The sequence below is a fragment of the Rheinheimera faecalis genome (genome assembly GCF_021290965.1).
GTDB lineage: Bacteria > Pseudomonadota > Gammaproteobacteria > Enterobacterales > Alteromonadaceae > Pararheinheimera > Pararheinheimera faecalis.
This window is the reverse complement of the sequence record NZ_JAJOYT010000008.1, coordinates 59,034-84,657: the sequence shown is the minus strand read 5'-3', so window position 1 is coordinate 84,657 and position 25,624 is coordinate 59,034. Positions and strand designations below refer to the sequence as shown.

Genomic DNA, 25,624 nt, shown 5'->3' with positions numbered 1-25,624 from the left:
TGGGTGAAAGTCACCCGATCACACAAGCTTTTTTTGCCGATACATAATTTTGTAATTTTCCGTAACCCTGAAAAACACCCGCTTATCCCTCGTTTTCCTGCAAGCCAGAGTTGGCAAGCCCCGCTAAAAGACCCTCTGTTCAGACTGAAATGATTTCTGACATTTTGATACAACCGACATTCGCTGGTCGTTTTACTTTAGGCGGGTCAAAACAACCAGGGAACATCAATGAAACAAAAACTACTGACAGTGGCTTTGGCTGCAGCTTTATTACACATTTCTGTTGGGGCCAGGGCCGAAGGAGCCGCGCCTGCAATGCCGGATTTACAGCAGGTTATGGCTAAAGCCGGCACTATGGGCTCTAAGCTGGTGGCCTTAACTGAGGCCTATATCGATGAACAGGAGCCTCGTAATCCAATCAATGCGATGTACAGAGGGGATAACCGCTTTAATCACAGCTGGCCGAACTGGATTTCTAAAGAATTTATCGCGCAAGGACTGGCGATCGATCAGCGTTATAAGCAAGCTTTGACTCAGATAGATAAAACTCAGCTTAAGGGACAGGATCTCTACACCTACGACATTTTTGCCAATACGTTGGAACAAAATACTAAATTCAGCCAGTTCCCGTTTGAGTTGCTGCCTTTAAACCAGTTCGTCTTCAGCCCTCATAATGTGTTTATGCAGCTGGCTTCTGGCAAAAGTGCCCAGCCTTTTAACAATGCAAAAGATTTCGATAATTTCCTGCGTCGTTCTGAAGCTTTTGTGCTGTGGATGGAACAAGCCATAGAGAACATGAGACTGGGGATGAAACAAGGGATAGTGCAACCTAAAGCTGTGGTCACATCTATGTTGCCGCAAATAAAAGCTCAGATTATAGAGAATGCGCAGGAAAGCACTCTGATGCAGCCACTGCAGGCCGCGGGAGATAAGCTCAGTGCGGCAGAAAAAGAGCGTCTGACCAAAGAGTACAGTGAATTTATCACTAAGCGCTTGACGCCAGTCTTTAAGAAAACCAGCGAGTTTCTTGAAAAAGAATACTTGCCGATGGCCCGGGATTCTTATGGATTAGGTGGGCTGCCTAAGGGCAAAGCCTGGTATGAGTTGATGATTGAGTTGAATACAACCTTGCCACTGACAGCAGAACAATTGCATCAGACGGGCTTAAGTGAAGTGAACCGCATTCATAGCGAAATAAAAAAAGTGATGCAGCAGGTTGGTTTTAAAGGGGATTTAAACCAGTTTTTTAGCTTTATTAAAAAGGATCCGCAGTTTTATTTCACCTCAGAGGACGAAATTATTCAGGCTTATCAGCAAGTAAAGAGCCGGATGGATCAACAGGTAGGTAAAGTGTTTGGAGTCTTGCCTAAAGCGGACTATGTAGTACAACCTTATCCTGAGTCTCAGGCAAAATCAGCACCCGGAGCCTCTTATATTCCTGCTGCAGCTGATGGTTCACGTCCAGCCGTGTTTTTTGCTAATACTTACAACTTGCGCGGACAGCCTAAATACGGCGTAGAGACTTTATCTATACACGAAGCAGTACCAGGTCATCATCTACAGTTAAGTTTGCAGAATGAAGTCAAAGGCTTACCACGTATTCGTAGTCAGACTTTTTACACTGTGTTTGCCGAAGGCTGGGCTTTGTATGCCGAAAGTCTGGGCAAAGAACTTGGTTTCTTTCGTGATCCTTATCAGTACTACGGTATGTTAAGTGCCGAATTGTTCCGCGCTATGCGTTTAGTTGTGGATACAGGACTGCATGCCAAAGGCTGGACTCGTGAACAGTCGATTCAGTACATGCTGGACAATTCCACCATGGAAGAGTCTGATGTAGCCGCAGAGGTTGAGCGTTATATGGTGATGCCTGGTCAGGCATTGTCGTACAAAACCGGACAGCTAAAAATTCGGGAGCTGCGCACTTATGCAGAACAGGCTTTGGGTGACAAGTTTGACGTTAAAACTTTTCATAATTTAGTCTTACTGGAAGGTATGTTGCCGATGCCATTGTTAGAGCGAAAAATTAAGGAGTGGGTGGCACAGCACTCTGCAAATCTCTGATGAAAAATATGCTGCATTATGTATTTGATGCGAACCTGTGGCAGGTCCCAGGGAAAGGGGGTTGGCATATGCTGAATTTACCATTGCAGCTTTCATCGGAACTCAAACTCCTTTTTACACACCAGTGTGCAGCGAGGGGCAGATTAAGTGTTGAGGTTCAGATCGAGGATCAGCTGTGGCAGACATCGTTGCTTCGCGATGACAGCGCTTCAGTTTTTTTATTACCAGTGAAGTTTGAGGTGCGTAAAGACTTGAAGCTAAAAGCTGGCGATCTATGCACAGTGCAGTTAAAACTAAAGGCTCCGTGACGGATAATAACAGCCCAGAGTTAGGGGCTCCGGGCTGTTATTCAAAATCGGGTTCAAGCTCAAAGCGCAGTAATTGCGACGAGTAGGGCTGGTACACTTCTAAACACAAAGCCTGCAACAATAAACGTGGCGCTGCAGCATAAGCTTCATTATGGGCGTAAAAGGCATCGCCTAAAATAGGATGCCCCAGACTTTGCATATGCACCCGCAACTGATGCGAACGTCCGGTGACAGGCCTAAGCTCCACCAAACTACTTTGACCATCAAAACTTAAACGCTGAAAATAAGTCAGCGCAGCTTTGCCGGTTTTCTGACAGATTTTTTGCAGAGGAGGCTGAGTACTATCGGCAATTAACGGTGCGCTGACCATACCTTGTTCGGCAATCTGACCCCAGACGCGGGCACGATAGATTTTTTTTACAGAGCGCGACGCAAACTGCTGTTTTAACGCAGCTTCTGCTTTACGGCGAAGGGCAAATACCACTAAACCTGATGTACTCATATCAAGGCGATGCACTAACTGAGCTAATGGGAATTGTTGCTGCACCCGGCTTAATAAGCAGTCCTGCATATCTTCACTGCGGCCTGGATTGGTTAATAAGCCACTGGGTTTATTCACCACCAGAATGTCTTTATCCAGATACAAAATGTCCAGCAAGGGGTCTGCTGGTGGGTTATACACAAAAGGCCTTTGCATCCACTTACTCTTATTTATACAAATGGTTAGTACAGATATAGCTACTGCAGTTATACCCCTAATTCTGGCATACTAGCGCCAACTTTGTATCTAGTTATTTAGGTCATGAAAACTGCTATTGATGATTTGGCGATTTTACCCGCCACAAAAGAGGCCTGGACTTTAGTTTATCAGGACGAATTCCTGCTGGTGGTGAATAAACCGGCCCATTTGCTTACTGTGCCAGGCCGCCATCCAGAGAATCAGGATTGTCTGATAAGCCGCGTACAACAAGAGTTTCCTTCTGCGTCTGTGGTGCACCGGCTGGATTACGATACCTCAGGTTTGCTGGTGTTGCCTTTAACCAAAAAAGCACTGTCGACTATCAGCAAAGAGTTTCAAAGCAGAGGGACAAAAAAGATTTATCAGGCTGTGGTGTCTGGTGTGCCTACTCCTTCATCAGGCACTGTGGACAAAGCCATAACAGCAGATACTGAAAACCGGCCTTTGTATAAAATAAGTCTGGATGGCAAAGCCTCTGTAACGCACTACAAGGTGTTAAAGCTATTGCCTGAACACCAGGCCTCTTTGGTGCAATTAGAGCCTGTGACAGGGCGCTCACATCAGCTACGTTTACATATGCAAAGCATAGGACATGCGATTTTAGGCGACCCTTTTTATGCAAACTCAGAGCAACAACAGCAAAGCGGCCGTTTAATGCTGCATGCTGCTGAATTAGAGTTTACCCATCCACAAAGTGGTGAGCTGACGAGTTTTAGCGCTGAGCCTGATTTTCTAAAGGCTTTGCGCTAATCACAAACACAAATCCAAGCAACAGACCACAAATCACGCCATATAAATGAGCATCTATGGCTACATTGGCATCAATTAATTTGGCCAGTTCTGCATCTGGGCCTTGCCATTGTTCATAGGCCACCTTGGCGATCACACCGAGCAAAATAAGCCAGCCGGACAGGATTTTATGTTTGATATCGAGCAAAGCACCGACGGTAATAAAACAATGCAACCAACCGGATAAACCGACATAAATCTGAATGTCAGGACTGAACAGATACAAAAGTACGCTGATACCTATACAACCAGAGAGCAGCAAAAGGGCAAAAGAGTTCAGGCTGTAATACAACTGATGCAACATCAGTATCAACAGCAAAGCGCCCAGATTCATCACTAAATGCCAGTGGTTGCTGTGTAGCAAATGGCCGGTGACAGCGCGCCAGACTTGCTCTGGTTGAGATCTGTGATATTCCAGTACAGAGCGCAGGTTCTCAGGTAGGAAATGCAGTATGACCAGCAGCGCTACAAAAAACAGCAGGCTCCACTGAAAAGACGAAAAGGTACGGAAATTCATCAAGATCATCACCAACAGAATCAAATTGCTGCTATGCAAAAGCATTCGTCGCTTCAGGTCAAGGCTTTTAACGTGAAAAGGCAGATCAGTCATTGATCCAACTGGCCCGACTAGGTAAGGTGAAGGTCTATTGAATGCAGGAAAAATAATGATAACAACTCAATTTAAGTTTCGGGTCCTGACAGCGGCGTTGCTGTTCAGCAGCACCACTTTATTTGCCGCAATTACCGACCCTGAAGCCACCACAGGTATAGAACACAAACAACTTGCCACAGCCAAACATTATATGGCTTCTGCAGCGAACCCTTTAGCGGTGAAAGCTGGTGAGCAGGTTCTGGCCAAAGGTGGCAGTGCTGTCGATGCAGCGATAACTATGCAATTGGTGCTGGGGCTGGTGGAACCACAAAGCTCTGGTATAGGTGGTGGTTTATTTTTACTGCACTGGGATAAACAAAAAACCAGCTTAACCTCTATTGATGGTCGTGAAACCGCGCCTTCTGCCGCAGGGCCAGACTTATTTGTGCAAAACGGTCAGGTGATGAGCTGGCGTGATGCCTTTGTTGGCGGCAAATCTGTGGGTGTTCCGGGCGTTATTAAAGCGCTGGAGCTGGCGCATCAGCAGCATGGTGTATTGCCATGGGCAGAACTTTTTGCTCCTGCTATACAAATCGCAGAGCAGGGTTTTGTGGTTTCGCCCCGTTTAGCTGGTTTACTCAATGGCGGCTGGACTCCGGGTGTAGATAAATTCAGCGCCAGTCAGGCGTATTTCAAACCTGAAGGCCAGTGGCTTAAAGCAGGTTTTCTTCGAAAAAATCCAGACTATGCCGCTTTACTGAAAAAGATTGCTAAAGAGGGTAGTAAGGCCTTTTATCAGGGCGATAATGCCAAAGCTCTGGTGGCTGCAGTGCAGCAGGCTCCTATTAACGCGGGCAAAATAAGCCTTGCTGATTTAACGGCATATAGGCCCAAACAGCGTGATCCGCTCTGTATTCCATACCGACAGTTTAAAATTTGTAGTATGGCTCCACCAAGCTCAGGTGGTTTAGCCGTATTACAAATGATGGGGATGCTGGCATATCAGCCGATGGCCAAGCTCAAACCTAATTCGGTCGAAGCTATTCATTTAATCAGTCAGGCAGGTAAATTGGCTTTTGCCGATCGCGAGCGTTTTGCTGCTGATCCGGACTTTGTCAAAGTACCAGTGCAAGGTTTGTTGGCAGCAAATTATCTGAAACAGCGTGCTGCCTTGCTGACCGCAGCAGAAGGTGCGCCAGCGCTAGCGGGTGAGCCGCAAGGAGCTGAACCTCTGGCGTCAGGCAACGCCATTGAATTTGCTAATACCAGTCACTTATCTGTGGTGGACAGCAAGGGCAATGCGGTCAGCATGACCACCAGTATTGAAAATGCCTTTGGTTCGGGTTTATTCGTCAACGGCTACCTGTTGAATAACCAATTAACGGATTTTTCGCTGCAGGCTAAAGTCGACGGCTATTGGGTCGCCAACAGAGTTGAAGCGAACAAAAGACCACGCTCTTCTATGGCGCCTATGATGGTGTTTGACGAGGATGGCAAGCTGCTCTATATCACAGGCTCACCAGGTGGCAGCCGCATTATTAATTACGTGGCGCAAAACTTAGTTGCAGTCCTCGACTGGAAACTGGACGCTCAACAAGCGGCCGATTTACCGCGTTTTACCCACAGAAATGACGGTTTAGTGCTGGAGCAAAATACCAACTTAAGCCAGCTGGTTCCTGCTTTACTTGAATTAGGCTATAAGCCCAAATTAGCAGATTTAAATAGTGGTATTCATGCCATTGAAATTAAAAAAGATCACTTAGAAGGCGCTGCCGATCCACGTCGTGAAGGCATAGCTGCTGGTCACTAAAACAAAAAGAGTCAGGACAACAGATGAGTATTGAAGTATCGACAGATCAGAGCGTATTAACCCTGACTCTGAATAGGCCAGATAAAAAAAATGCACTGAACAAGCTGATGTACCAGCAGTTGGTGCAACAACTTCAGCAGGCAGCGCAAAATGACGACGTCAAAGTGGTGTTGCTGCAAGGCTCTGCTGAATGTTTTTCATCCGGCAATGATTTAGCGGATTTTTTGCAAAGTGGTGAGCTCAATGACACTCATCCAACAGTGATGTTTTTGTATGAAATGGCGAAGTTTCCAAAACCTGTAGTGGCCGCAGTGGCTGGTCTGGCTATAGGTATTGGTACTACAGTGCTGCTGCATTGTGATTTGGTATACAGCACAGCTGATTGTCGTTTTCAGCTGCCTTTTACGCAGCTGGGATTATGTCCTGAAGCGGGTTCTAGTCTGTTGTTGCCTTTATTGATTGGCCATCAGCGTGCCAGCAGTCTATTACTGCTGTCTGAAGCTATAGATGGTAACGAGGCCTGGCGTATCGGCATAGTGAATCAACTGGTGGCGAAAGAAGATTTGCTTGAATTTGCTTTTAATAAGGCGAAAAAACTGGCGGCTTTGCCGGCAGATGCTGTGCAAAGCAGTAAAAAACTGATGAAAAGTGGCAGTGCAGTACAACAGGCGATAGGTTTGGAGTTGGCTGATTTTAGCCGTTTACTGAAAGGACCGGATTGCCAGCAGGTAATTCAACAGTTTTTTAAACGTTAACTCACAACCAGAAAACGTAGGGGCGACCTTTATGGTCGCCCGTCTCTCGCCTGACTTGATATCTAAAAGGCTATCAGACCTCAGTTCGTGAATAAGGATTAGGCTTCACCCCTTCCACCAGCCAGCGGCCATCCTCTTTCACCATTTTAACAATACGCAGCTCTATCTTCTTATTGCCGTTGCTTTTGCCTTCAAACAACATGGTGATCTCTGCATGGTTACCGTATTGTTCGCGCAAATTTTTGCCTGTGCGGTCAATGCTGATATTTACTTCATCAAAACTCATATTGTACAAAGTACGCACCACTCCACGGGTGTTGCCGTAGGCATCCAGAATGCGGGCATAGGACTCAGTGCTCAGGGCTTTGGCCCGCTCTAAATCTTTAGTGGTGTACAACGAATGAAAAAATTCACCTGCAGCAAATTCGGGCGAACCTAAATCCGCATTAACTTTTGGTGCATCTTCAGAGCAAGATAACAACAGCAGTGAAAAGATCAGCACGAAAAATTTTTGCATTAGCCCAATCCGCATTAGCTCAGTCCATTAAAAACAAATCTGATGACAGTGTGATTTTTTTCCGGCTAAAAGTAAAGAAAACCCTGCATTGGGCACAGGTTTTTGCAACTTTGTCGCAACACTAATACATTGACCTGCAAGGTATTTAGCTGCGGCTAAAGCGGTTGCGAAATGCACTGGGGCTTAGTCCTGTAATGTGCAGAAAAGCCTTACGAAAGGCGCTGGCGTCCTCATAACCTACCTGAAACGGCACTTGACCTATAGGGGTTAAAGGTTGCTCCAATAATTCGCAGGCTTTTTGAATACGCAGTCGTTGCAGGTAAAGGCTGGGTTTAAAGCCTGTAGCTTTGACAAAACGCCTTAAAAAAGTACGTTCTGTTAAAAAACAAAAAGACGCCATAGCGCTAGCGCTGAGTGCTTGCGCATAGTGTTGCTGCAAATGCTGCTGTAGTTTGACGATTTGTTTATCACCATGATCCATCTGTGGGCTAAAACGTTGGTAATAACGTTGTTCACGCCGTGCTGTATCAATAATCAGATAAGCGCCAACCGGATGAATAAGTGCAGGGGAAGCCAACTGACCTATCAGCTCAAGTCCTAAATCAACCCAGGCCATTAAGCCGCCGCTACTTAGGATATCGCCATCATTAATCAGGTTTTTCTCAATCTGTAGTGTCACCTTGGGATGCTGCTTTTTAAACAGCTCTGCCAAATCCCAGTGGGTGGTCATCTGTCGTTGTTGCATCAGGCCGGTGGACGCCAGAATAAAAGCACCGGCACAAGCGGAGCAGAGCAGGCTGCCGTTGCTGTGGGACTGTTTTAACCACTGCAGCACTGAAACTTCGGGCTTTAGATAATAATCTCCCTCAATGCAAGGCGGCAGAATAATAGCCTGAAAAAACTGAGTGGGGGTCGCTAATGCATCAGGTGCCAGTTGGTGTAAGACAAAATGCTCCGGCCTGCCTTGTTCTGCACAAATTCTGTTGCAAATGCCGAGCATTTCACTCAGACCAAATACAGCACTTAACATAGCTCCGGGGTAGCTCAGAATAGCGATGTGGATCTCTGTACGCATTTGTCAGTTTGTGCCTCCTATATGTCGGTTCAGACATTCAGTCTAGCAGAAGTTTTTTCGTAGACTGTGTTTGTCGTCAAACAAAGCAGTTCAAATCAACCACAGCCTGACTAAATGAAAAAACGGAGATAAATCATGAGCAAAACAGCATTAGTGTTAATTGACTTTCAAAACGATTATTACAGCAGCTATCCAGGTGCCAAATGGCCACTGGTGGGTACTGAACAAGCCGCAGCCAATGCTGCTTTAGTACTGCAGAAGTTTCGCCAGCAGGGGGATTTAGTGGTGCATGTGCGTCACGAGTTTGCGTCAGATGACGCGCCTTTTTTCCGCCCAGGTTCAGAAGGTGCACAAATTCACCAAAGTGTGGCGGCTCTCGCTTCAGAACCTGTGGTATTAAAGCAACAAATCAACAGTTTTAAAGGCACCAATTTAGCTGAAATCCTGCAAAAAGCCGGAATAAAAAAGCTGGTGATCGTAGGCGCCATGAGCCATATGTGTATTGATGCGATGACTCGCGCCGGTAAAGATTTTGATTATGACTGCACCGTATTACAGGATGCCTGCGCTACGTTGGATTTAGAGTTTAATGGTGTCAAAGTACCGGCTGCTCAAGTACACGCCGCTTATATGGCCGCTTTAAGTTTTGCTTATGCCAAAGTGATTGATACCAAAGTTTATCTGAATAGCTAGGTGAAAATCAGACAAAAAAAACGGCTCAATAGAGCCGTTTTTCCACTAAGCAGAATGCAGGTTAAGCTTGCAATTCGCTTTCGGTGAAGAAGTCTGCAAACAGCGCGCTGGATAAATAACGCTCTGTTGAACTAGGGATAATCACCACAATGTTTTTACCGGCATTTTCTGGCAGCTCTGCTAAACGTTTAGCGGCAACTACGGCTGCACCAGACGAAATACCGGCCAGAATACCTTCTTCTTTCATCAGACGGTGCGCCATTGCAATGGCATCGTCATTACTGACGGTTTCTACCGCATCAATGATGGATAAATCCAGGTTGCCCGGAATAAAACCAGCGCCTATGCCCTGAATTTTATGTGGACCAGGTTTAATTTCCTGACCAGCCAGCGCCTGAGTGATCACAGGTGAATCCACAGGCTCTACTGCCACGCTAATCAGCGGGTGTTTTTTCTCGTGTTTAATATAACGGCTTACACCAGTAATAGTACCGCCTGTGCCTACACCAGCCACGAAAATGTCAACCTTGCCATCTGTGTCATTCCAGATCTCAGGGCCTGTAGTGTCAAAGTGAATTTGTGGGTTTGCCGGGTTTTCAAACTGCTGTAAAAACACGTATTTGTCAGGATCTGACGCCAGAATTTCTTTGGCTTTTTCGATAGCACCTTTCATGCCTTTCGCGCCTTCGGTCAGCACTAAGTTGGCGCCCAGAGCTTTAAGCAGCTTACGGCGCTCTAAGCTCATAGTGGCTGGCATGGTCAAAGTTAAAGCGTAACCACGGCTGGCGGCAACAAAAGCTAAGGCAATACCAGTGTTACCAGAAGTAGGCTCGATAATTTCTTTACCTGGGCCTAACAGACCTTTTTTCTCAGCGTCCCAAATCAATGCAGCGCCTAAACGACATTTCACAGAAAAACTAGGGTTACGGGATTCGATTTTGGCAAATACATTGGCACCTGAAGTGACGCGCTTTAAGCGCACCAGAGGGGTATTACCAATAGAGAGTGAGTTATCTTCATAGATCTTTGACATAATAAAAAACCTTCAGGGTCTGTTGAATGGTTATAAGAATACTCGGGCCTTGTTAAAACGAAAGAAAAGATTTGATATAAGATATTCCCATCTTAAGCCTGCACTCTAAAAAAAGAAGTAATAACAGATGATTTTTCAAAGTACAGAACACTATATTTTATCGCCAGAGCTGGCCTTGGCAGTAAATGCCGCCGTCACCTTAGAAAAACCTTTATTGATCAAAGGTGAACCTGGTACTGGTAAAACCCGTTTAGCTGAAGAGCTGGCAGCAAGTTTAGGCACTGATTTGATTAACTGGCAAATCAAATCCACCAGTAAAGCTCAGCAGGGTTTGTATGAATACGATGCAGTATCGCGTTTACGTGATGGTCAGCTTGGTAGTGAGCGGGTGGCCAATATCAGTAACTATATCAAGCCGGGCAAACTCTGGACTGCTTTTACCGCAGAAAAACGCCCTGTGCTGCTGATTGATGAAATCGACAAAGCGGATATTGAGTTCCCAAATGACTTGTTGCATGAACTCGACCGTATGTCCTTTGATGTGTACGAAACAGGTGAGCGTATTAGTGCAAAGCAACGGCCTATAGTGGTGATCACGTCGAATAACGAGAAGGAACTGCCAGATGCTTTTCTTCGTAGATGTTTTTTTCACTACATACGTTTTCCGGACAAAGACACCTTAACTCAAATCGTTTTGGCGCATTTCCCGACTTTGCAGGCCGATTTACTGACCGCTGCACTGGAGGTGTTTTTTGACTTGAGGGCAGTGGACGCTTTAAAGAAAAAGCCGTCGACCTCTGAGTTACTGGATTGGTTAAAACTCTTGTTAGCCGAACAAATAGCGCCGTCGGTATTACAAGATAAGCAGCATCAAGGCGGTTTAATGCCGTTGTATGGCGCCTTACTGAAAAACGAGCAAGATGTAGCTCTGCTGGAAAAACTGGCCTTTATGGCCCGTCGCGCTGGCCGTTGATATGCTGATTTCGTTCTTTTTAACCTTGCGAAAATATGGCCTCAAATCCAGCATTACGGAGCTGCTGGATTTACTCAAGGCGTTGCAGCAGCACCTTATTTTTGCAAGCCTGGATGACTTTTATCTGCTGGCCCGTTTGTGTCTGGTCAAAGATGAAAGCCAATACGATAAATTTGACCGTGCTTTTGCGGAGTATTTTGAAGGCGTTGAAAGTCTGGATTTAGCCTCACTTATTCCGGATCATTGGCTACTGCCTGGGCTTATTCGTCAGTTAAGCGAAGAAGACAAAGCCAAACTGGCCTCTTTAGGTGGGCTTGAGCAACTGCTTGAGCAATTTAAGCAGCGTTTAAAAGAGCAGCAAGAAAAACACGCAGGTGGCAATAAATGGATAGGTACAGGCGGCTCGTCACCTTTTGGGGCTTATGGCTTTCACCCTGAAGGTATCAGAGTGGGCCAGCAGGGCAGTGGCCAGCGCCGTGCGGTCAAAGTATGGGATAAGCGTGATTTTAAAGATTTTGATCAAAACGCTGAGCTTAATCACAGAGCGATGCAGCTGGCACTGCGACAATTGCGGCGTTTTGCCCGCACCGGACAAGCCACAGAACTGGATTTAAACGGCACTATTAAAGCCACAGCTCAGCAAGCGGGCTGGCTGGATTTAAAGTTTCAGGCGGAGCGGCATAATGCGGTTAAAGTGCTGATGTTTTTTGATATAGGCGGCTCAATGGATGATTATATTCATGAATGCGAGCAGCTGTTTGCAGCGGCCCGTACTGAATTTAAGCATCTGGAGTTTTTTTACTTTCATAACTGCCCGTACGAGCAGGTATGGCGCACTCATCAAAGACGCAGTGCAGATGCGGTATCCATTACTCAGCTGTTGCAGACTTACCATAGTGACTACAAAGTTATTTTTGTAGGGGACGCCACTATGGGGCCCTATGAAATTACTTATCCGGGTGGCAGTGTCGAGCATTTTAATCCGGAGTCAGGTGAAGTCTGTTTAAAACGGCTGTTGGCGCATTTCCCGAATGCGGTCTGGTTAAACCCACAACCTCAAGCCTGGTGGAACCACTATCACTCTATTGAAATACTGCAAAAGCTGATGCAAAACCAGATGTATGGCATGACGCTGGACGGTTTAAGCGGTGCCATCCGGCATTTATCAAAGCGGCATTGAAAAGGTCAATCGAACTGATTAAAGTGGTTTATTCATCAGGCATTTACGGGAAATTTAATGCAGCACGAACAGCCGGACCATCAGGATATCAGAGAAGTAGCGCCTGACACTTTTGTCGACGAGACAGGGCATCAACTGACCAAAAAAGAAGTGCGGCAAATAGTCACGCCTCATGCCTTTACGGTGGCTGATGAGCTGATAGGCCAGCCTTTGGCCAAACCTCTGCGCCGCGGTATAGCTATGGGCATTGATGGAGTGATCATTAGTGGTTTGGCATCGGCCAGCCTGGTTTTTGTTTTTCCGGCTATGTTGTATTTATGCTGGAACAGATACAAAGCCCAAAACAGAAATCATCTGCTACTGATGGTGTTTGCAACCTTATGTATGTTAGGTACTTTAAGTTGGACGCCGCAGTTGGTGCAAGAGCAAGAGACTACTTCGGCTGCCGATCTGGATCTGACGCCAACGGCTGCTGCTGCGCTGGCACAAGTATCCTTAGAGCTTTCGACCAAAGAATGCGATGCGATTTGTGCTGAAGAGAACACTAAAATGCTGGCGCTTGAGTTGCAAAATTCTGGCGTTAGCATGAAGCAGCAAAAAGATGTGTTGGACGGATTACTGGAGTTAACTGAGCTCAAAGGTACAGAAAAACGAGCTTTACTGGCGAAGTATGTAGCACAACCAAAAGTGGTTGCTGTGGCTGCAGTAAAAGAGCCAAAGGAAGAGTCATCTTATTCAGTACTGGATAAACTAAAAAACTCCGATTACAGCCTGATCAAATGGGTGAAGGGGATACTGGCCGACTTTGGTTTAGGTTTTGGTTGGGCCATGGTCTATTTCACCTTTTATATCAGTTGGAACAATGGCCAGACTATAGGCAAGATGCTGACCCGTATCCGTGTAGTACAGTTGGACAATCAACCTTTAACTTTATGGGCTTCGTTTAGCCGGCAGGGCGGTTATGGCGCTGGTCTTGCGACAGGTTTGATTGGCTTTGCACAGATTTTATGGGATCCCAACCGTCAGGCGATACAAGATAAAGTCGCCAGCACAGTGGTGATTTATCAGCCTTGATCCGACAAAAAATCTCGGCAGGCGTTGGGGTTATTAAGCTAGAATAGCGACCAATTCAGCAACTCATTAAAAGAAGTTGCACTTATGACAAAGGTATTCTGAATGAAAAATGTGCTGATCAGCGGCTCAGGCCTGTTTACACCAACCGAAACTGTCACCAACGAAGAGTTAGTGGCCAGTTTTAATCAGTATGTCGATTTGTTTAACGAGCAATATGCTGCCGACATTGAAGCCGGTGAATTAGCCGCATTAGAGTATTCCAGCTGCGAGTTTATTGAAAAAGCCTCAGGCATTAAATCTCGCCATGTGCTGCACAAAGAAGGTATTTTAGACCCTGCTGTGATGATGCCTGTTTTCCCGAAACGTGGCGAAGATGAACACCCTGAAATGGTCGAGATGGCCATAGTAGCCGCACAGGAAGCTATGGTTCAGGCTGGCAAAACGGCGGCAGATATTGATCTGATCATTTGTGCTGCGTCCAATATGCAGCGGCCTTATCCGGCTTTGTCTATTGAGCTGCAACAGGCTTTAGGTGCTACTGGTTATGCTTTTGATATGAACGTGGCTTGTTCATCTGCAACTTTTGCCATCAGCAATGCAGTCAACGCCATTCGTGGTGGTATGGCCAAAGTGGTGCTGGTGGTCAATCCTGAATTTGCGTCGCCGCAAGTCAATTACACCAGCCGCGACAGCCACTTTATTTTTGGCGATGTCTGTACTGCCACTATTATTGAAGCGGAAGACACTGTTACCTCCGACAATGCTTATCGTATTCTCGGCATGAGTTTAAAAACTGAGTTTTCTAATAATATTCGTTGTGATGTAGGTTATACCGAACATTGTCATCCGGAAACTGATCCGGACGCGCCATTTTTCAAACAGCAGGGCCGCAAGGTATTTAAAGAACTACTGCCGATAGTAGCGGAAGTGATTTTAAATGAGATGCAGCGTTTGGCTGTTGAGCCTGATGATTTAAAACGTTTATGGCTGCATCAGGCCAATATTAATATGAACCTGTTTGCTGCGAAGAAAATCTTAGGTCGTGACCCTTTGCCTGAAGAGGCTCCACTGGTGTTGGATACCTATGCCAATACGGCGTCTGCAGGTTCAGTTATTGCATTTCACAAAAACAAAGAAGGCATTCAATCCGGCGAAAAAGCCATTTTATGCTCTTTTGGTGCAGGCTACTCAGTAGGTTGTCTGGTGCTGGAAAAACGCTAATTAAAAACAGGGGTCAGTTCAGATTATTTACCTGACAAATAATCTGAACTGACCCCCGGTTATTTTTACAGTTGGACTACTGAATTCTGGTCGTAGCTGACCTGAGTCGGCACATACGCATCCGCTTCATCATCATTGAGCCATGTCTGGCCATCTACCACATATCTGAATTGATACTGCTTTTCTTTATCCAGATTTAAGCTGGCAGTGAAATCGCCCGTTTTGGTCTTTTTCATTAAAACTGCTTGTGGGTCCCAGTTATTAAATTCTCCTGCCAAAGCCACACTTTGGGCTTGAGGATACTGATGACCTGCAAAAGTAAAAGTCACTTTGCATACTGGTTTGGTTTTTAAATACTGTTTACTAATACTCATAGCCGCTTCCTTCCTGAATTACTTTGGGTATACATAAAACTACAGTGTATTGCTTTGTGATGACAATAAAGTGTCTAAAAAACAACCAGACTTTGGTCTTATCCACCATAACTAAGCAGCAGCAGTCCCCAAAATAACTTTCTGGAATTTATATAGACGAATTAGCTATTTACATATCGCGTAAGTGCAGAAGTTGTAACTAAATATGTCTGAACTTCACATAACTCTGTCTTATAGACCACTATTTACAGGTGGACGATCTTCTGTAAGGCCTTTGGCTTATGGCTTTGGCATGCAATGAAGCCAAAAAATACAAAAAACAGTTGGTGGATTAGACACTGCATAGATAAAAAAGCTAACAACTATGGATACTGTTACATACTAACGAACTGTAAGATAGCTTCAGATAAATTTGTGACCAAAGGACTAAAAATGGCAGGCAAATGGGTTAAAGCAGGGGTACCGGTATTGATTGTGGTGGGCGCAGTCATTCTCGCTTCTGCTTTTGTAGCGGGAAAAAAGCCACCAGAGCAAAAAAAGGAAGAACGAAAAAATCTCTATGTTGAAGTCAAACCTGTCAACAGACAAAACCTGACGTATCAGGTCTGGTCTCAGGGCTCAGTGCAACCTAAAGTCATTACCAGCCTGACCTCTGAAGTCAACGGCGTGATCGTTAAAGTAGCGGATAATTTTATTGAAGGTGGTTTTTTCCGCGCTGGTGACCTACTGATCCAGGTTGAGCAATACGATTACCTGACAGCGGTAAAACTGTCTGAAGCAAATCTGGCTCGTGCTCAGGCGTTATTGGAGGAAGAAAAGGCCAGAGGCAAAGTGGCTGCTGAAGAGTGGAGTTCATTTAGTGCAGGTAAGGCACCTGAACTGGGTTTACGTCGTCCTCAGCTGGCACAAGAACTGGCTAATGTGCGTTCTGCCGAAGCTGAACTGGAAAACGCCCGACGTAATTTGATCCGGACTGAAATACGTGCGCCTTACGATGGCATAGTCAAAGTCAAAAACGCCAATATAGGCCAGTTTATTAGTCGAGGTTTTGACTTAGGTACTATTTACGGCACTGATGTGGCGGAGGTTCGACTGCCATTGTCGGACAACGATGTAGGCTATTTAAATATGCCTGGTTTAACTCCCTCTGAGCAGCAGCAACCCGAAGTATTGTTATCTGCCGAAGTAGCAGGCCAGCAGCTGAATTGGAATGCCAGACTGGTGCGCACCGAAGGTATGCTGGATGACGAAAACCGTGTTATTTATGCGGTGGCTGAAATTAAAGACCCGTATCGTTTAAAAGCGGACGGTCAGGCGCCTCTGCGTTTTGGACGTTTTGTTAAAGCCCGTATCGATGGTAAAAATGCTGACAATCTGGTGTTGGTTGAACGGCATTTATTAAAACCGGATCAAAAAGTACTGACGATCAGTAAGGATAATAAGCTGCATATCCGTTCTGTCACAGTACAACGCATGGATGAAGAGTATGCCTACATCAGCGCAGGTTTAGATTCGGGTGAGCAGCTGGTATTAACTGCCATCGCAAATCCATTGGAAGGAATGGCGCTGCGCACAGCAGCTGATACTGTGGTCGATGACGCCGAAAAGGAAAAATCTGCCATAGCCGCTACTGAATCCGGAGAGAAACGCTGATGCAGCCGTTGGATCAAACCCATAAAGGCTGGTTAGCCTGGTTTGCCCGCAACAGCGTGGCATCTAACTTACTGATGGTCATTTTACTGCTGGCTGGTATCGCCAGTGTGTTTACTATCAAAAAACAAACTTTCCCTGAAATCCAATTGGAACAAGTGACCATTCGGGTCGCTTATTTAGGCGCTGCGCCGCAGGAAGTCGAAGAGGGGATAGTCGACAAAATTGAAGAATCACTGCGAAGCCTGAACGGCATCAAAAAAATTCGCTCTAACGCCGTTGAAGGCTTAGCCACTGTCAATGTGGAAATTCAGTCTGGCTATGATATTCAGGAAGTGATGAATGAAATTAAGATGCAGGTGGATTCCATCTCATCTTTCCCGGAACAAACTGAACGTCCTGTTGTGTACAACACTAAATTCCAAAGTAATGTGCTCTGGTTATCTGTGTATGGCGATACCGACCAACGTGGTTTAAAAGAGTTTGCTAAAGACGTAAGGGATGAACTGAAAAAGCTGCCCGGCGTCAGTAAAGTGGAAGTAGTGGGTGCTTTAGACTACGAAGTTTCGATAGAAGTGTCTGAGCATAAACTGCGTGAATACGGCTTAACCTTTGATCAAATGGTAGCTGCAGTTCGTGGCAGTTCAGTGGATTTACCGGGCGGTTCTATTAAAGCCGACAACGGTAATATTCTGTTGCGTGCCAAAGGTCAGGCCTACCGTCAGCAGGATTTCGCCGACATAGTGCTGATCAACAGAGCAGACGGCACCCGTTTATTATTGGGCGACATTGCCACAATCAAAGACGGTTTTGTTGAGATGGAGTCTTACTCTACCTTTAACGGCAAACCTTCCGTGTCGATTAAAGTAGATGCTGTGGGTGAAGACAACACCTTAAAAATTGCTGCTGTGGTGAAAGATTATGTCGTAAAGAAAAAGACTGACTTACCAGACAGCATGAACATAGATTATTGGGGCGATTCCAGTTATTACCTGCAGGGCCGTCTGGATCTGATGACAGACAATATGTTGATGGGCGCCTTGCTGGTGCTTATCAGTTTGACCTTGTTCCTGGAATTCCGTGTCGCCTTTTGGGTGATGGTGGGGATTCCTGTCTGTTTCCTTGGCACCATAGCTTTAATGCCACTGGCTATGTTTGATGTCTCGATCAATATGATCAGTCTGTTTGGTTTTATTCTGGTGCTGGGCATACTGGTCGATGACGCCATCATCATAGGGGAGAGCGCCTACACCGAAATTGAGAAGTACGGTAAGTCGGCTGAAACTGTGATCCGTGGTGCGCAGCGTGTTGCTATGCCGGCCACTTTTGGTGTAATGACCACTATTGCCGCCTTTATTCCTATGTTGATGGTGGGTGGACCACAAGGGCCTATCTGGGAGTCTATTGCCTGGGTGGTCATTTTATGTTTGATTTTTTCTATGGTCGAATCCAAGTTTATTTTGCCTGCGCATTTAATAGCGATGGACAGCAAACCTTGGGACCAACAGCGTAAAGGCCTGTTTTACGGCATGGGACGAGCCTGTAGCAATGGCTTAAAATTTGTCCGTCTTAAAGTGTCAGGTGCCACGGATCGTTTTGTCTTTGGCCGTTATCAGCGTGCTGTTGAATGGTGCATTGAATACCGCTACATCACAGCGACCAGTTTTTTTGCCATGATGGTGTTGATGATAGGTTTAATGGCTGGCGGTCATGTGCGCTGGGTATTTTTCCCAAATATTCCAAGCGACTTTATCAACGCCAATTTGACCATGATGGAAGGTTCATCCGGTAAAGCGACAGTGCAGGCGATGCAACAACTGGAGGCGGCTTTAGTCAAAACCAATGAACAGATTGTGGCTAAAGGTGAAGACGGTCTGGTGAAGCATCGCTTAACTTTTACCGAATCAGACACCAGAGGCGAGTTGGTGATTGAACTGGAGAAAAGCGAAGGTCGTACTATAGATGCCAATGAATTTGTACGTTTGTGGCGAGAGCAAATACCAGAAATCGCTGGCGTAAAAACACTGCAAATTTTTTCCTCGACCAGCGGTGGAGGTGGCGGTGATATCTCATTCCAGCTCAAAAGCAAAGAGCTGGATCAGCTGCGTTTAGCCACAGAAGAGTTGAAAGCCGCTATGGTTGCGTACCAGGGCGTCTATGATATCGAAGACAGCATTAGCGGCGGTAACGACGAAATAGTACTGAAAATCAAACCTCAGGCAGAAGCCTTAGGCATTACTTTGTCTGATTTAGCCACCCAGGTGCGTCATGGTTTCTATGGCGCGGAAGCACAGCGTATCCAGCGTGACGGCGAAGAAGTCAAAGTGATGGTGCGTTATCCCAAGGAAGAACGTCGCTCAGTGGGCAATCTGGAGAATATGAAAATCCGCACTGCGACAGGCGCCGAAGTTCCATTCTCTCAGGTAGCTGAATACAAAGCACAGCCAAGTTATTCTGCAATCAACAGGGTTGATGGTGAGCGTTCTGTCACTATCAGTGCTTCAGTAGATAAAGCTTTGGCTGAGCCGATGAAAATCACCAAAGAGCTGCAGGAAAAAGTGCTGCCGAAACTTGCGGAAAAATACGGTATTGAAACCGCATTGGAAGGTGCAAGTCTGGAAGAAGCCGATGCGATGACGGATCTGGCTTTGGGTTTCTTGCTGGCGTTATTTGTGATTTATGCGCTGCTGGCGATACCACTGAAGTCCTACAGTCAACCCCTGATCATTATGTCGGTGATCCCTTTTGGTTTAATCGGCGCCATCTTAGGTCATATGTTGCTGGGGCTGAGTGTCAGCATTATGTCTTTGTTTGGGCTTATTGCTTTGGCTGGTGTGGTGGTGAACGACTCGCTGGTCATGGTGGATTTTGTTAATGAATCCCGTCGCAACGGCATACCGTTAAAAGAGGCGGTAGTTGGGGCTGGTACCAGACGATTCCGTCCAATCATGCTCACTTCTCTGACGACATTTTTAGGTCTGGCGCCCATAGTGCTGGAAAAAAGCTTACAAGCGCAAATTGTAGTACCTATGGCGGTTTCACTGGCGTACGGTATTTTGTTTGCAACAGTGATCACCTTGATTTTAATACCAGCTTTGTATGTGATTTTGGATGACTTTTTAGCTTTATTCAAAAGCAACATGCCTGAAGAAACCACTTATCCGGTGGATGAGTTGCCGCTGCAGAAATGATATGACTCAGACAAAAAAACCGCCGAAAGGCGGTTTTTTTATGGGCAATGCAGCCAACAAAGCTGCGGCTTCAAGAACGCAGGGTAATCCCCAAAGTAATTGATGTTGCAGCGAGGCGGCAAGTGAGCGAGACCCCAGGAACATAGTAGTCCTATGTGACTGGGGCAAGTAGCGCAGCCAACAACGCTGCGGCTTCAAGAACGCAGGGGACTTAACATTCGATGATGTTGACTGCCAACCCACCACGCGACGTTTCTTTGTATTTACTTTGCATATCACGGCCTGTATCCCACATGGTTTTAATCACTTTATCCAGAGATACTTTGTGCTCGCCTGTACCACGCAAAGCTAAACGTGATGCGTTGATGGCTTTTATAGAACCCATAGCGTTACGTTCGATACAAGGTACCTGAACTAAACCACCTACAGGGTCACAAGTTAAACCTAAGTTATGCTCCATACCAATTTCGGCAGCGTTTTCTACGTGATCAACAGAACCACCTAAAATCTCGGTTAACGCACCTGCAGCCATAGAGCAAGCCACACCCACTTCACCCTGACAACCCACTTCAGCACCTGAGATAGAGGCATTCTTTTTATACAAAATACCAATAGCTGCTGCTGTTAACAGATAACGGCAGTAGATATCCGGTGTGACAGGCTGAATATATTTGTCGTAATACATCAAGACCGCAGGAATAATACCGGCAGCACCGTTAGTTGGGGCTGTGACTACCCGGCCACCTGCGGCGTTTTCTTCATTGACCGCCAAAGCAAATAAATTCACCCAGTCCATTACTTGCAATGGGTCTGAGCTTTTTTCCGCCATTAACCTTTTATGCAGAGCAGGGGCACGGCGTTTTACTTTTAAGCCACCAGGTAAAATGCCTTCAGTGCGAATACCACGTTGTACACAGTCGTACATGGTTGACCAGATTTTACCCAGCTCGTCCTGAATTTGTTGTTCGTTGCGAAGGACCTTTTCGTTTTCCATCATCAAGCCTGCAATGGATAAACCGTTTTCTTTACATAGCTTCATCAGCTCTGCGCCACTTTCAAAAGGGAAAGGCGGCGGATTGTCTGCGGCAAACTGACTGGCGGCTTCTTTTTCTTTGGCAAAGTCTTCTGCTTTAACGATAAAACCGCCGCCTATCGAAAAATAAATTTCGCTGAACAGCACTTCATGGCCAGCGAAAGCTATCAGCTCCATGCCGTTGGAATGCTCTTTTAAAGTTTTGCGACGGTGAAATACAATAGCGCCTTCCCGCGGGAAAGCCACAGAACGTTGTTGATCCAGCTGTATCTGCTGGGTTTCATCTACAGTTTTTAATAAAGCAGGTATGGCATCAGGGTTAATGTTTTCCGGTAAAAAACCGGACAAACCTAAAATCACCGCTTTACCTGTGCCGTGACCAATACCGGTTTGGCCTAAAGAACCAAAGAGTTCAGCTTTAACACTGGTGACTTGATCAAACAAGCCCATGGCTTGCAGGTTTTCACAGAATTTTTTGGCAGCACGCATAGGGCCTACGGTGTGAGAACTGGATGGGCCAATACCAATGCTGAACATATCAAAAGCGCTAATAATCATTCGGATTCTGCTTTTAGTTATAAGAATTGGGCGCCATTCTAACGGAAGCGAATTAATTTCGTAACTCACCTGGTAACTGGTCGGTGCTTATTACAGCAGATGTGTAAGCGGTAGTGTGCCGAATTGATTACAGCAAGACGGGCAGGCCCTTACGAAATTAATAATGTAGCTGCTGTTTGAGCGAATAGAGGATAGCCGCTGTCGCCCCCCAAATCAGATGAGGGCCATAGGGCATAAAGTGCACCAGATGCGACTGGCCATGCATGGCAAAGTGTTCGCTGTGGGTATTTTGTGGATCAAATACAAAAGACAAAGGCAACCAAAAGGCCGACTCTACTTCAGAGGTCTGCAATAGAAGTTCAACTTCTTCGGTTAGAAACGCAATCCAGGGCTGAATTAAAAAGCCTGTGCCTGTGGCGTAACTCGGCAACTGTCCAATCAGTTGTAGCTGCTCTGGTGCTATACCGGTTTCTTCGTGGGTTTCACGCAAAGCCGCTTGCTGGCTTTGCTCATCGGCTTCAATTTTGCCGCCGGGGAAACTGATTTGGCCCGGATGATGGCGTAAATCAGAGCTGCGTTTTGTCAGCAGTAATTGCAATTCACCCTGGTGTTCCCGCATGACTAATAATACTGCAGCAGCTTTACTTTTCTCCATTTGCAATAACACAGAGTGCCTGGCTGGCTGGAGAAAAAAGCGTTGTAAAAACTGCTGTCGGTTCATGCTGTTATTCCGTTGCTGCAGAAGGTTTTACCTGACCCAGCAAAGGTAAAATTTTATTCACCTTATGAAAGGTTTCTTCGTATTCAGCATTCACTTCTGAATCAGCCACTATGCCACCACCAGCCCAACAAAAGGCTTTGCTTTGCGCCATCACCAAAGTACGGATAGCAATATTGGTATCCATATCGCCGCTGCTATTGATATAACCTACAGCGCCACAATAGACAGAGCGGCTGTTGGGTTCTAATTCCGCAATAATCTGCATAGCCCGTACTTTAGGTGCTCCTGTGATAGAGCCACCCGGAAAAGCGCCGCGCAATAAATCACAGGCATCGGCGTTGGGACTTAAGGTGCCGGTAATAGTGCTGACCAGATGATGTACGGCTGGAAAAGACTCAATAGCAAACAAAGCCGGCACTTTGACCGTGCCTGGTACACAATGTTTGCCCAAATCGTTTCGCAGTAAATCCACAATCATTACATTTTCAGCTCTGTCTTTGGGCGCAGCCTGCAGCTCTTCTGCACTTTGCTTATCAAGTTGTGCATCAGCAAAACGCGGTCTGGTGCCTTTTATCGGTTTGGTTTCAACCTGGCCTGCTTTGAGTTGTAAAAACCGCTCTGGCGACAAACTTAAAACGGCGCCTTGTGGCAAACGCAAAAAGGCTGAAAAAGGGGCTGCATTTTTACTGCGTAAGGTTAAATAAGCCTGCCATTCATCACCGCTGTAACTGGCTTCAAAACGCTGGGCTAAATTAATCTGATAACAATCACCACTTTGCAGATAACTTTGCACCTGATCAAACTTCTTGCTGTAACTGGTCTTGTCCATATTGGCTTGCCAGTCAGAGGTTAATTCAAAAGCTTTGCTTTGTGCTGCAGCAGTAAAAAGTGTGGATGTTTGTGCCCAGTGGCTTGCTGCATCACCCCGGTAATCTACATACCAAAGTTGCTGTTGTTGTTTGTCCAGAATAAGCGCCCACAAATAAATCCCCATCGCCATATCAGGCAGCAAAGCGCCTGTATCTGCTGCTTGTGGCACAGGTTCAATCACTGTTCCCAGGTCATAGCCAAAATAACCTAAAGCACCACCGACAAAAGGTAAATCAGGGGTGTCTGATAGCGCTGGTTTATCCGGAAAATAACGGCTGGTCAGTTGCTGCAAAGCGCCAAAAGGGTCCATTTGCAGCAGTTGGCTTTGGCCTTGTTCGGTTTGGATTAACTGACCCTTCTGATAGACCAGGGTCGCAACAGGACGAGCCACCAGAATATCAAAGCGGCTATTGACGTGGTTGCTTGCAGCTGAGTCAAGCAACATGGCCCATGGCTCTGCTGCTATGGCAGAAAAATACTCCAGCAGATGCGGCTCTTTGGCATCTAACTTCAAAAACTGTGACATAAGTCGTCTCATAAAACGGGCTAATTCCGGCAAAAATACGGTAAGTGGCTAGCCGCTGGATCTGTTGCGCTGTATCATATCAGCCCAACTGACATTAGTTAACCTGAACACAGGAAAAGCCTTTTGGTTTGGATGCAGAACAGCCAACAGGAAAATTCACAATCATAGAACTTATATTACCCTAAGTAATTGGAGTTGCAGCGCGACGACAAGCGAGTGAGTCCCCGGGAGCATAGGCCACTATGTGACTGGGGCGAAGAGCGCAGTCAACAAAGCTGCAGCTTCAAGAACGACGGGGAATAATGGAAGGGCACAGTATGACCGTCATTCGCCAGCAAGACTTTATCGACAGCATCGAAGATGCGTTGCAGTACATCTCTTTTTATCATCCGCTGGATTTTGTGCAAGCGCTGGAAAAAGCCTATCACAAAGAACAAAACCAGGCCGCTAAAGACGCCATAGCCCAAATTCTGATCAACTCCCGTATGTCGGCTGAAGGCAATAGACCTATCTGTCAGGACACTGGTATTGTCACTTGTTTTGTTAAAATCGGTATGGATGTCAAATGGGATAAAACCGATATGACAGTGCAGCAAATGGTGGATGAAGGCACACGCCGTGCTTATCTGAACCCGCATAACCCGCTGCGCGCCTCTATTGTGGCTGATCCTGCAGGTGCTCGTAAAAATACCCAGGACAACACACCTTCAGTAGTGCATATCGATATGATTGCTGGTCATCATGTGGAAGTGGCTATTGCGGCTAAAGGCGGCGGTTCTGAAAACAAAACCAAGATGGTGATGCTCAACCCATCAGACTCAGTAGTTGAATGGGTGCTGGAAACTCTGCCTAAAATGGGTGCTGGCTGGTGTCCGCCAGGCATGTTGGGCATAGGCATTGGCGGTACTGCAGAAAAAGCAGCTGTACTGGCTAAAGAAGCATTGATGGAGCCTGTAGATATTCAGGACTTGCTGGAAAAAGGCGCTGAAACAGCCGATGAAAAACTTCGTGTTGAGCTGTACGACAAGGTCAACAAACTGGGCATTGGTGCTCAGGGTTTAGGTGGTTTAACTACTGTTGTTGATGTAAAAATCAAATCTGTCGCTACTCACGCTGCATCAAAACCAGTGGTCATGATCCCCAACTGTGCCGCGACCCGTCACGTGCATTTCCATTTAGATGGTTCAGGCCCAGCAGTACTGACTCCACCTAAGCTGGAAGATTGGCCAGAAGTAACATGGGAGCTTGGCAACAACGTGCGCCGTGTGAATCTAGATACAGTCACTCCTGCTGATGTGCTGGAATGGAAAGCCGGTGAAACTGTATTGCTGTCGGGCAAAATGCTGACTGGCCGCGACGCTGCGCATAAACGTATTGCCGATATGCTGGCCAAAGGCGAAGCGCTGCCTGAGGGCGTTGACTTTAAAAACCGCTTTATCTATTACGTAGGCCCTGTGGATGCAGTGGGGTCTGAAGTGGTAGGCCCGGCAGGTCCAACAACGGCCACTCGTATGGATAAATTCACCGACATGATGTTAGGCAAATTTGGTTTGCTTGGCATGATAGGTAAGTCTGAACGTGGTGACAAAACCGTTGAAAGTATTAAAGAGCACAAAGCTGTGTATTTAATGGCGGTAGGTGGAGCAGCTTATTTAGTCTCCAAGGCTATCAAAAAATCCCGCGTTGTCGCTTTTGCCGATTTAGGTATGGAAGCTATCTACGAGTTTGACGTAGAGGACATGCCAGTGACTGTGGCGGTTGACAGTCAGGGAAATAACGTGCATAAACAAGGACCTGCTATTTGGAAAGTGAAGATAGCTGAACTTGCCAATAACTAAAAATGATTAACAACGCCCTGGTTCTCAGGGCGTTTTTCTACTG

22 protein-coding genes are annotated in these 25,624 nt (G+C 46.2%); 13 read left to right on the top strand and 9 right to left on the bottom strand.

What is annotated here, in order from left to right; translation table 11 throughout:
* Positions 1 to 228 precede the first annotated feature (228 nt).
* Together LSG34_RS14240 and LSG34_RS14235 are read left to right on the top strand one after the other, a co-directional pair.
* Positions 229 to 2,061: a DUF885 domain-containing protein gene (locus tag LSG34_RS14240; protein ID WP_233009761.1), complete on the top strand. Its 1,833-nt coding sequence runs from the start codon at positions 229 to 231 to the stop codon at positions 2,059 to 2,061.
* Positions 2,061 to 2,369, top strand: a complete 309-nt coding sequence (locus LSG34_RS14235; protein WP_233009760.1) for a DUF1905 domain-containing protein — start codon at positions 2,061 to 2,063, stop codon at positions 2,367 to 2,369. Before LSG34_RS14240 ends, LSG34_RS14235 begins: the two co-directional genes overlap by 1 nt.
* Positions 2,370 to 2,406: 37 nt before the next feature.
* On the opposite strand, the gene LSG34_RS14230 is transcribed toward LSG34_RS14235, so the two are convergent.
* A complete protein-coding gene (locus tag LSG34_RS14230; protein ID WP_233009759.1) occupies positions 2,407 to 3,066 on the bottom strand; it encodes an RluA family pseudouridine synthase in 660 nt (219 codons plus the stop codon).
* 105 nt (positions 3,067 to 3,171) lie between these two features.
* On the opposite strand from LSG34_RS14230, the gene LSG34_RS14225 reads away from it, so the two are divergent.
* Complete coding sequence (locus LSG34_RS14225; RefSeq protein WP_233009758.1) at positions 3,172 to 3,858, top strand: RluA family pseudouridine synthase; 687 nt, start codon at positions 3,172 to 3,174, stop codon at positions 3,856 to 3,858.
* Here the strand turns inward: LSG34_RS14225 and rrtA are convergent.
* Positions 3,821 to 4,414, bottom strand: coding sequence for a rhombosortase (rrtA, locus tag LSG34_RS14220; protein ID WP_233009757.1), 594 nt, complete (start codon positions 4,412 to 4,414; stop codon positions 3,821 to 3,823). The two genes, LSG34_RS14225 and rrtA, sit on opposite strands and share 38 nt — an antisense overlap.
* Before the next feature lie 148 nt (positions 4,415 to 4,562).
* On the opposite strand from rrtA, the gene ggt reads away from it, so the two are divergent.
* Complete coding sequence (gene ggt, locus LSG34_RS14215) at positions 4,563 to 6,299, top strand: gamma-glutamyltransferase (protein ID WP_233009756.1); 1,737 nt, start codon at positions 4,563 to 4,565, stop codon at positions 6,297 to 6,299.
* A gap of 23 nt (positions 6,300 to 6,322) precedes the next feature.
* Positions 6,323 to 7,054, top strand: coding sequence for an enoyl-CoA hydratase (locus LSG34_RS14210; protein WP_233009755.1), 732 nt, complete (start codon positions 6,323 to 6,325; stop codon positions 7,052 to 7,054).
* Positions 7,055 to 7,127: 73 nt separating this feature from the next.
* Here LSG34_RS14210 and LSG34_RS14205 read toward each other — a convergent pair whose 3' ends face one another.
* Both LSG34_RS14205 and LSG34_RS14200 read right to left on the bottom strand, forming a co-directional pair.
* Positions 7,128 to 7,571 carry a hypothetical protein gene (locus tag LSG34_RS14205; RefSeq protein WP_233009754.1) on the bottom strand — a complete coding sequence of 148 codons (444 nt, stop codon included), beginning with the start codon at positions 7,569 to 7,571 and terminating at the stop codon, positions 7,128 to 7,130.
* A 145-nt stretch (positions 7,572 to 7,716) separates the two neighbouring features.
* Positions 7,717 to 8,646: a GlxA family transcriptional regulator gene (locus LSG34_RS14200; protein WP_233009753.1), complete on the bottom strand. Its 930-nt coding sequence runs from the start codon at positions 8,644 to 8,646 to the stop codon at positions 7,717 to 7,719.
* A gap of 135 nt (positions 8,647 to 8,781) precedes the next feature.
* Between LSG34_RS14200 and LSG34_RS14195 the strand changes: the two genes are divergently transcribed.
* Complete coding sequence (locus LSG34_RS14195) at positions 8,782 to 9,339, top strand: cysteine hydrolase family protein (RefSeq protein ID WP_233009752.1); 558 nt, start codon at positions 8,782 to 8,784, stop codon at positions 9,337 to 9,339.
* 61 nt (positions 9,340 to 9,400) lie between these two features.
* On the opposite strand, the gene cysK is transcribed toward LSG34_RS14195, so the two are convergent.
* Complete coding sequence (cysK, locus tag LSG34_RS14190; RefSeq protein ID WP_233009751.1) at positions 9,401 to 10,372, bottom strand: cysteine synthase A; 972 nt, start codon at positions 10,370 to 10,372, stop codon at positions 9,401 to 9,403.
* A 127-nt stretch (positions 10,373 to 10,499) separates the two neighbouring features.
* Between cysK and LSG34_RS14185 the strand changes: the two genes are divergently transcribed.
* From LSG34_RS14185 to LSG34_RS14170, 4 genes are all read left to right on the top strand, one after another.
* Entirely contained in the window at positions 10,500 to 11,345 is an 846-nt protein-coding gene (locus LSG34_RS14185; protein ID WP_233009750.1) for an AAA family ATPase, read from the top strand.
* A 1-nt stretch (position 11,346) separates the two neighbouring features.
* A complete protein-coding gene (locus LSG34_RS14180) occupies positions 11,347 to 12,525 on the top strand; it encodes a vWA domain-containing protein (protein WP_233009749.1) in 1,179 nt (392 codons plus the stop codon).
* 57 nt (positions 12,526 to 12,582) lie between these two features.
* Positions 12,583 to 13,599, top strand: coding sequence for an RDD family protein (locus LSG34_RS14175; RefSeq protein ID WP_233009748.1), 1,017 nt, complete (start codon positions 12,583 to 12,585; stop codon positions 13,597 to 13,599).
* Between the two features lie 102 nt (positions 13,600 to 13,701).
* Positions 13,702 to 14,820, top strand: coding sequence for a beta-ketoacyl-ACP synthase III (locus LSG34_RS14170; protein ID WP_233009747.1), 1,119 nt, complete (start codon positions 13,702 to 13,704; stop codon positions 14,818 to 14,820).
* A 65-nt stretch (positions 14,821 to 14,885) separates the two neighbouring features.
* Here the strand turns inward: LSG34_RS14170 and LSG34_RS14165 are convergent, their stop codons facing one another.
* Positions 14,886 to 15,194: an isoamylase early set domain-containing protein gene (locus LSG34_RS14165; protein ID WP_233009746.1), complete on the bottom strand. Its 309-nt coding sequence runs from the start codon at positions 15,192 to 15,194 to the stop codon at positions 14,886 to 14,888.
* Between the two features lie 432 nt (positions 15,195 to 15,626).
* Between LSG34_RS14165 and LSG34_RS14160 the strand changes: the two genes are divergently transcribed.
* Positions 15,627 to 16,847: an efflux RND transporter periplasmic adaptor subunit gene (locus tag LSG34_RS14160; protein WP_233009745.1), complete on the top strand. Its 1,221-nt coding sequence runs from the start codon at positions 15,627 to 15,629 to the stop codon at positions 16,845 to 16,847.
* A complete protein-coding gene (locus LSG34_RS14155; RefSeq protein ID WP_233009744.1) occupies positions 16,847 to 20,035 on the top strand; it encodes an efflux RND transporter permease subunit in 3,189 nt (1,062 codons plus the stop codon). Before LSG34_RS14160 ends, LSG34_RS14155 begins: the two co-directional genes overlap by 1 nt.
* Positions 20,036 to 20,246: 211 nt before the next feature.
* Here LSG34_RS14155 and LSG34_RS14150 read toward each other — a convergent pair whose 3' ends face one another.
* From LSG34_RS14150 to pabB, 3 genes are all read right to left on the bottom strand, one after another.
* Positions 20,247 to 21,626 carry an L-serine ammonia-lyase gene (locus LSG34_RS14150; protein WP_269822911.1) on the bottom strand — a complete coding sequence of 460 codons (1,380 nt, stop codon included), beginning with the start codon at positions 21,624 to 21,626 and terminating at the stop codon, positions 20,247 to 20,249.
* 157 nt (positions 21,627 to 21,783) lie between these two features.
* Positions 21,784 to 22,347, bottom strand: a complete 564-nt coding sequence (locus LSG34_RS14145) for a CoA pyrophosphatase (RefSeq protein ID WP_233009743.1) — start codon at positions 22,345 to 22,347, stop codon at positions 21,784 to 21,786.
* 4 nt (positions 22,348 to 22,351) lie between these two features.
* Entirely contained in the window at positions 22,352 to 23,743 is a 1,392-nt protein-coding gene (pabB, locus tag LSG34_RS14140) for an aminodeoxychorismate synthase component I (RefSeq protein ID WP_233009742.1), read from the bottom strand.
* A 317-nt stretch (positions 23,744 to 24,060) separates the two neighbouring features.
* On the opposite strand from pabB, the gene LSG34_RS14135 reads away from it, so the two are divergent.
* Complete coding sequence (locus LSG34_RS14135) at positions 24,061 to 25,581, top strand: fumarate hydratase (protein ID WP_233009741.1); 1,521 nt, start codon at positions 24,061 to 24,063, stop codon at positions 25,579 to 25,581.
* Positions 25,582 to 25,624: the final 43 nt, after the last annotated feature.

Excerpts from the sequence above, each read along its gene's own strand:
- LSG34_RS14240 (WP_233009761.1), top strand. The coding sequence starts at position 229 with ATGAAACAAAAACTACTGACAGTGGCTTTGGCTGCAGCTTTATTACAC.
- LSG34_RS14235 (WP_233009760.1), top strand. The coding sequence starts at position 2,061 with ATGAAAAATATGCTGCATTATGTATTTGATGCGAACCTGTGGCAGGTC.
- LSG34_RS14230 (WP_233009759.1), bottom strand. The coding sequence starts at position 3,066 with ATGCAAAGGCCTTTTGTGTATAACCCACCAGCAGACCCCTTGCTGGAC.
- LSG34_RS14225 (WP_233009758.1), top strand. The coding sequence starts at position 3,172 with ATGAAAACTGCTATTGATGATTTGGCGATTTTACCCGCCACAAAAGAG.
- rrtA (WP_233009757.1), bottom strand. The coding sequence starts at position 4,414 with ATGAATTTCCGTACCTTTTCGTCTTTTCAGTGGAGCCTGCTGTTTTTT.
- ggt (WP_233009756.1), top strand. The coding sequence starts at position 4,563 with ATGATAACAACTCAATTTAAGTTTCGGGTCCTGACAGCGGCGTTGCTG.
- LSG34_RS14210 (WP_233009755.1), top strand. The coding sequence starts at position 6,323 with ATGAGTATTGAAGTATCGACAGATCAGAGCGTATTAACCCTGACTCTG.
- LSG34_RS14205 (WP_233009754.1), bottom strand. The coding sequence starts at position 7,571 with ATGCAAAAATTTTTCGTGCTGATCTTTTCACTGCTGTTGTTATCTTGC.
- LSG34_RS14200 (WP_233009753.1), bottom strand. The coding sequence starts at position 8,646 with ATGCGTACAGAGATCCACATCGCTATTCTGAGCTACCCCGGAGCTATG.
- LSG34_RS14195 (WP_233009752.1), top strand. The coding sequence starts at position 8,782 with ATGAGCAAAACAGCATTAGTGTTAATTGACTTTCAAAACGATTATTAC.
- cysK (WP_233009751.1), bottom strand. The coding sequence starts at position 10,372 with ATGTCAAAGATCTATGAAGATAACTCACTCTCTATTGGTAATACCCCT.
- LSG34_RS14185 (WP_233009750.1), top strand. The coding sequence starts at position 10,500 with ATGATTTTTCAAAGTACAGAACACTATATTTTATCGCCAGAGCTGGCC.
- LSG34_RS14180 (WP_233009749.1), top strand. The coding sequence starts at position 11,347 with ATGCTGATTTCGTTCTTTTTAACCTTGCGAAAATATGGCCTCAAATCC.
- LSG34_RS14175 (WP_233009748.1), top strand. The coding sequence starts at position 12,583 with ATGCAGCACGAACAGCCGGACCATCAGGATATCAGAGAAGTAGCGCCT.
- LSG34_RS14170 (WP_233009747.1), top strand. The coding sequence starts at position 13,702 with ATGAAAAATGTGCTGATCAGCGGCTCAGGCCTGTTTACACCAACCGAA.
- LSG34_RS14165 (WP_233009746.1), bottom strand. The coding sequence starts at position 15,194 with ATGAGTATTAGTAAACAGTATTTAAAAACCAAACCAGTATGCAAAGTG.
- LSG34_RS14160 (WP_233009745.1), top strand. The coding sequence starts at position 15,627 with ATGGCAGGCAAATGGGTTAAAGCAGGGGTACCGGTATTGATTGTGGTG.
- LSG34_RS14155 (WP_233009744.1), top strand. The coding sequence starts at position 16,847 with ATGCAGCCGTTGGATCAAACCCATAAAGGCTGGTTAGCCTGGTTTGCC.
- LSG34_RS14150 (WP_269822911.1), bottom strand. The coding sequence starts at position 21,626 with ATGATTATTAGCGCTTTTGATATGTTCAGCATTGGTATTGGCCCATCC.
- LSG34_RS14145 (WP_233009743.1), bottom strand. The coding sequence starts at position 22,347 with ATGAACCGACAGCAGTTTTTACAACGCTTTTTTCTCCAGCCAGCCAGG.
- pabB (WP_233009742.1), bottom strand. The coding sequence starts at position 23,743 with ATGTCACAGTTTTTGAAGTTAGATGCCAAAGAGCCGCATCTGCTGGAG.
- LSG34_RS14135 (WP_233009741.1), top strand. The coding sequence starts at position 24,061 with ATGACCGTCATTCGCCAGCAAGACTTTATCGACAGCATCGAAGATGCG.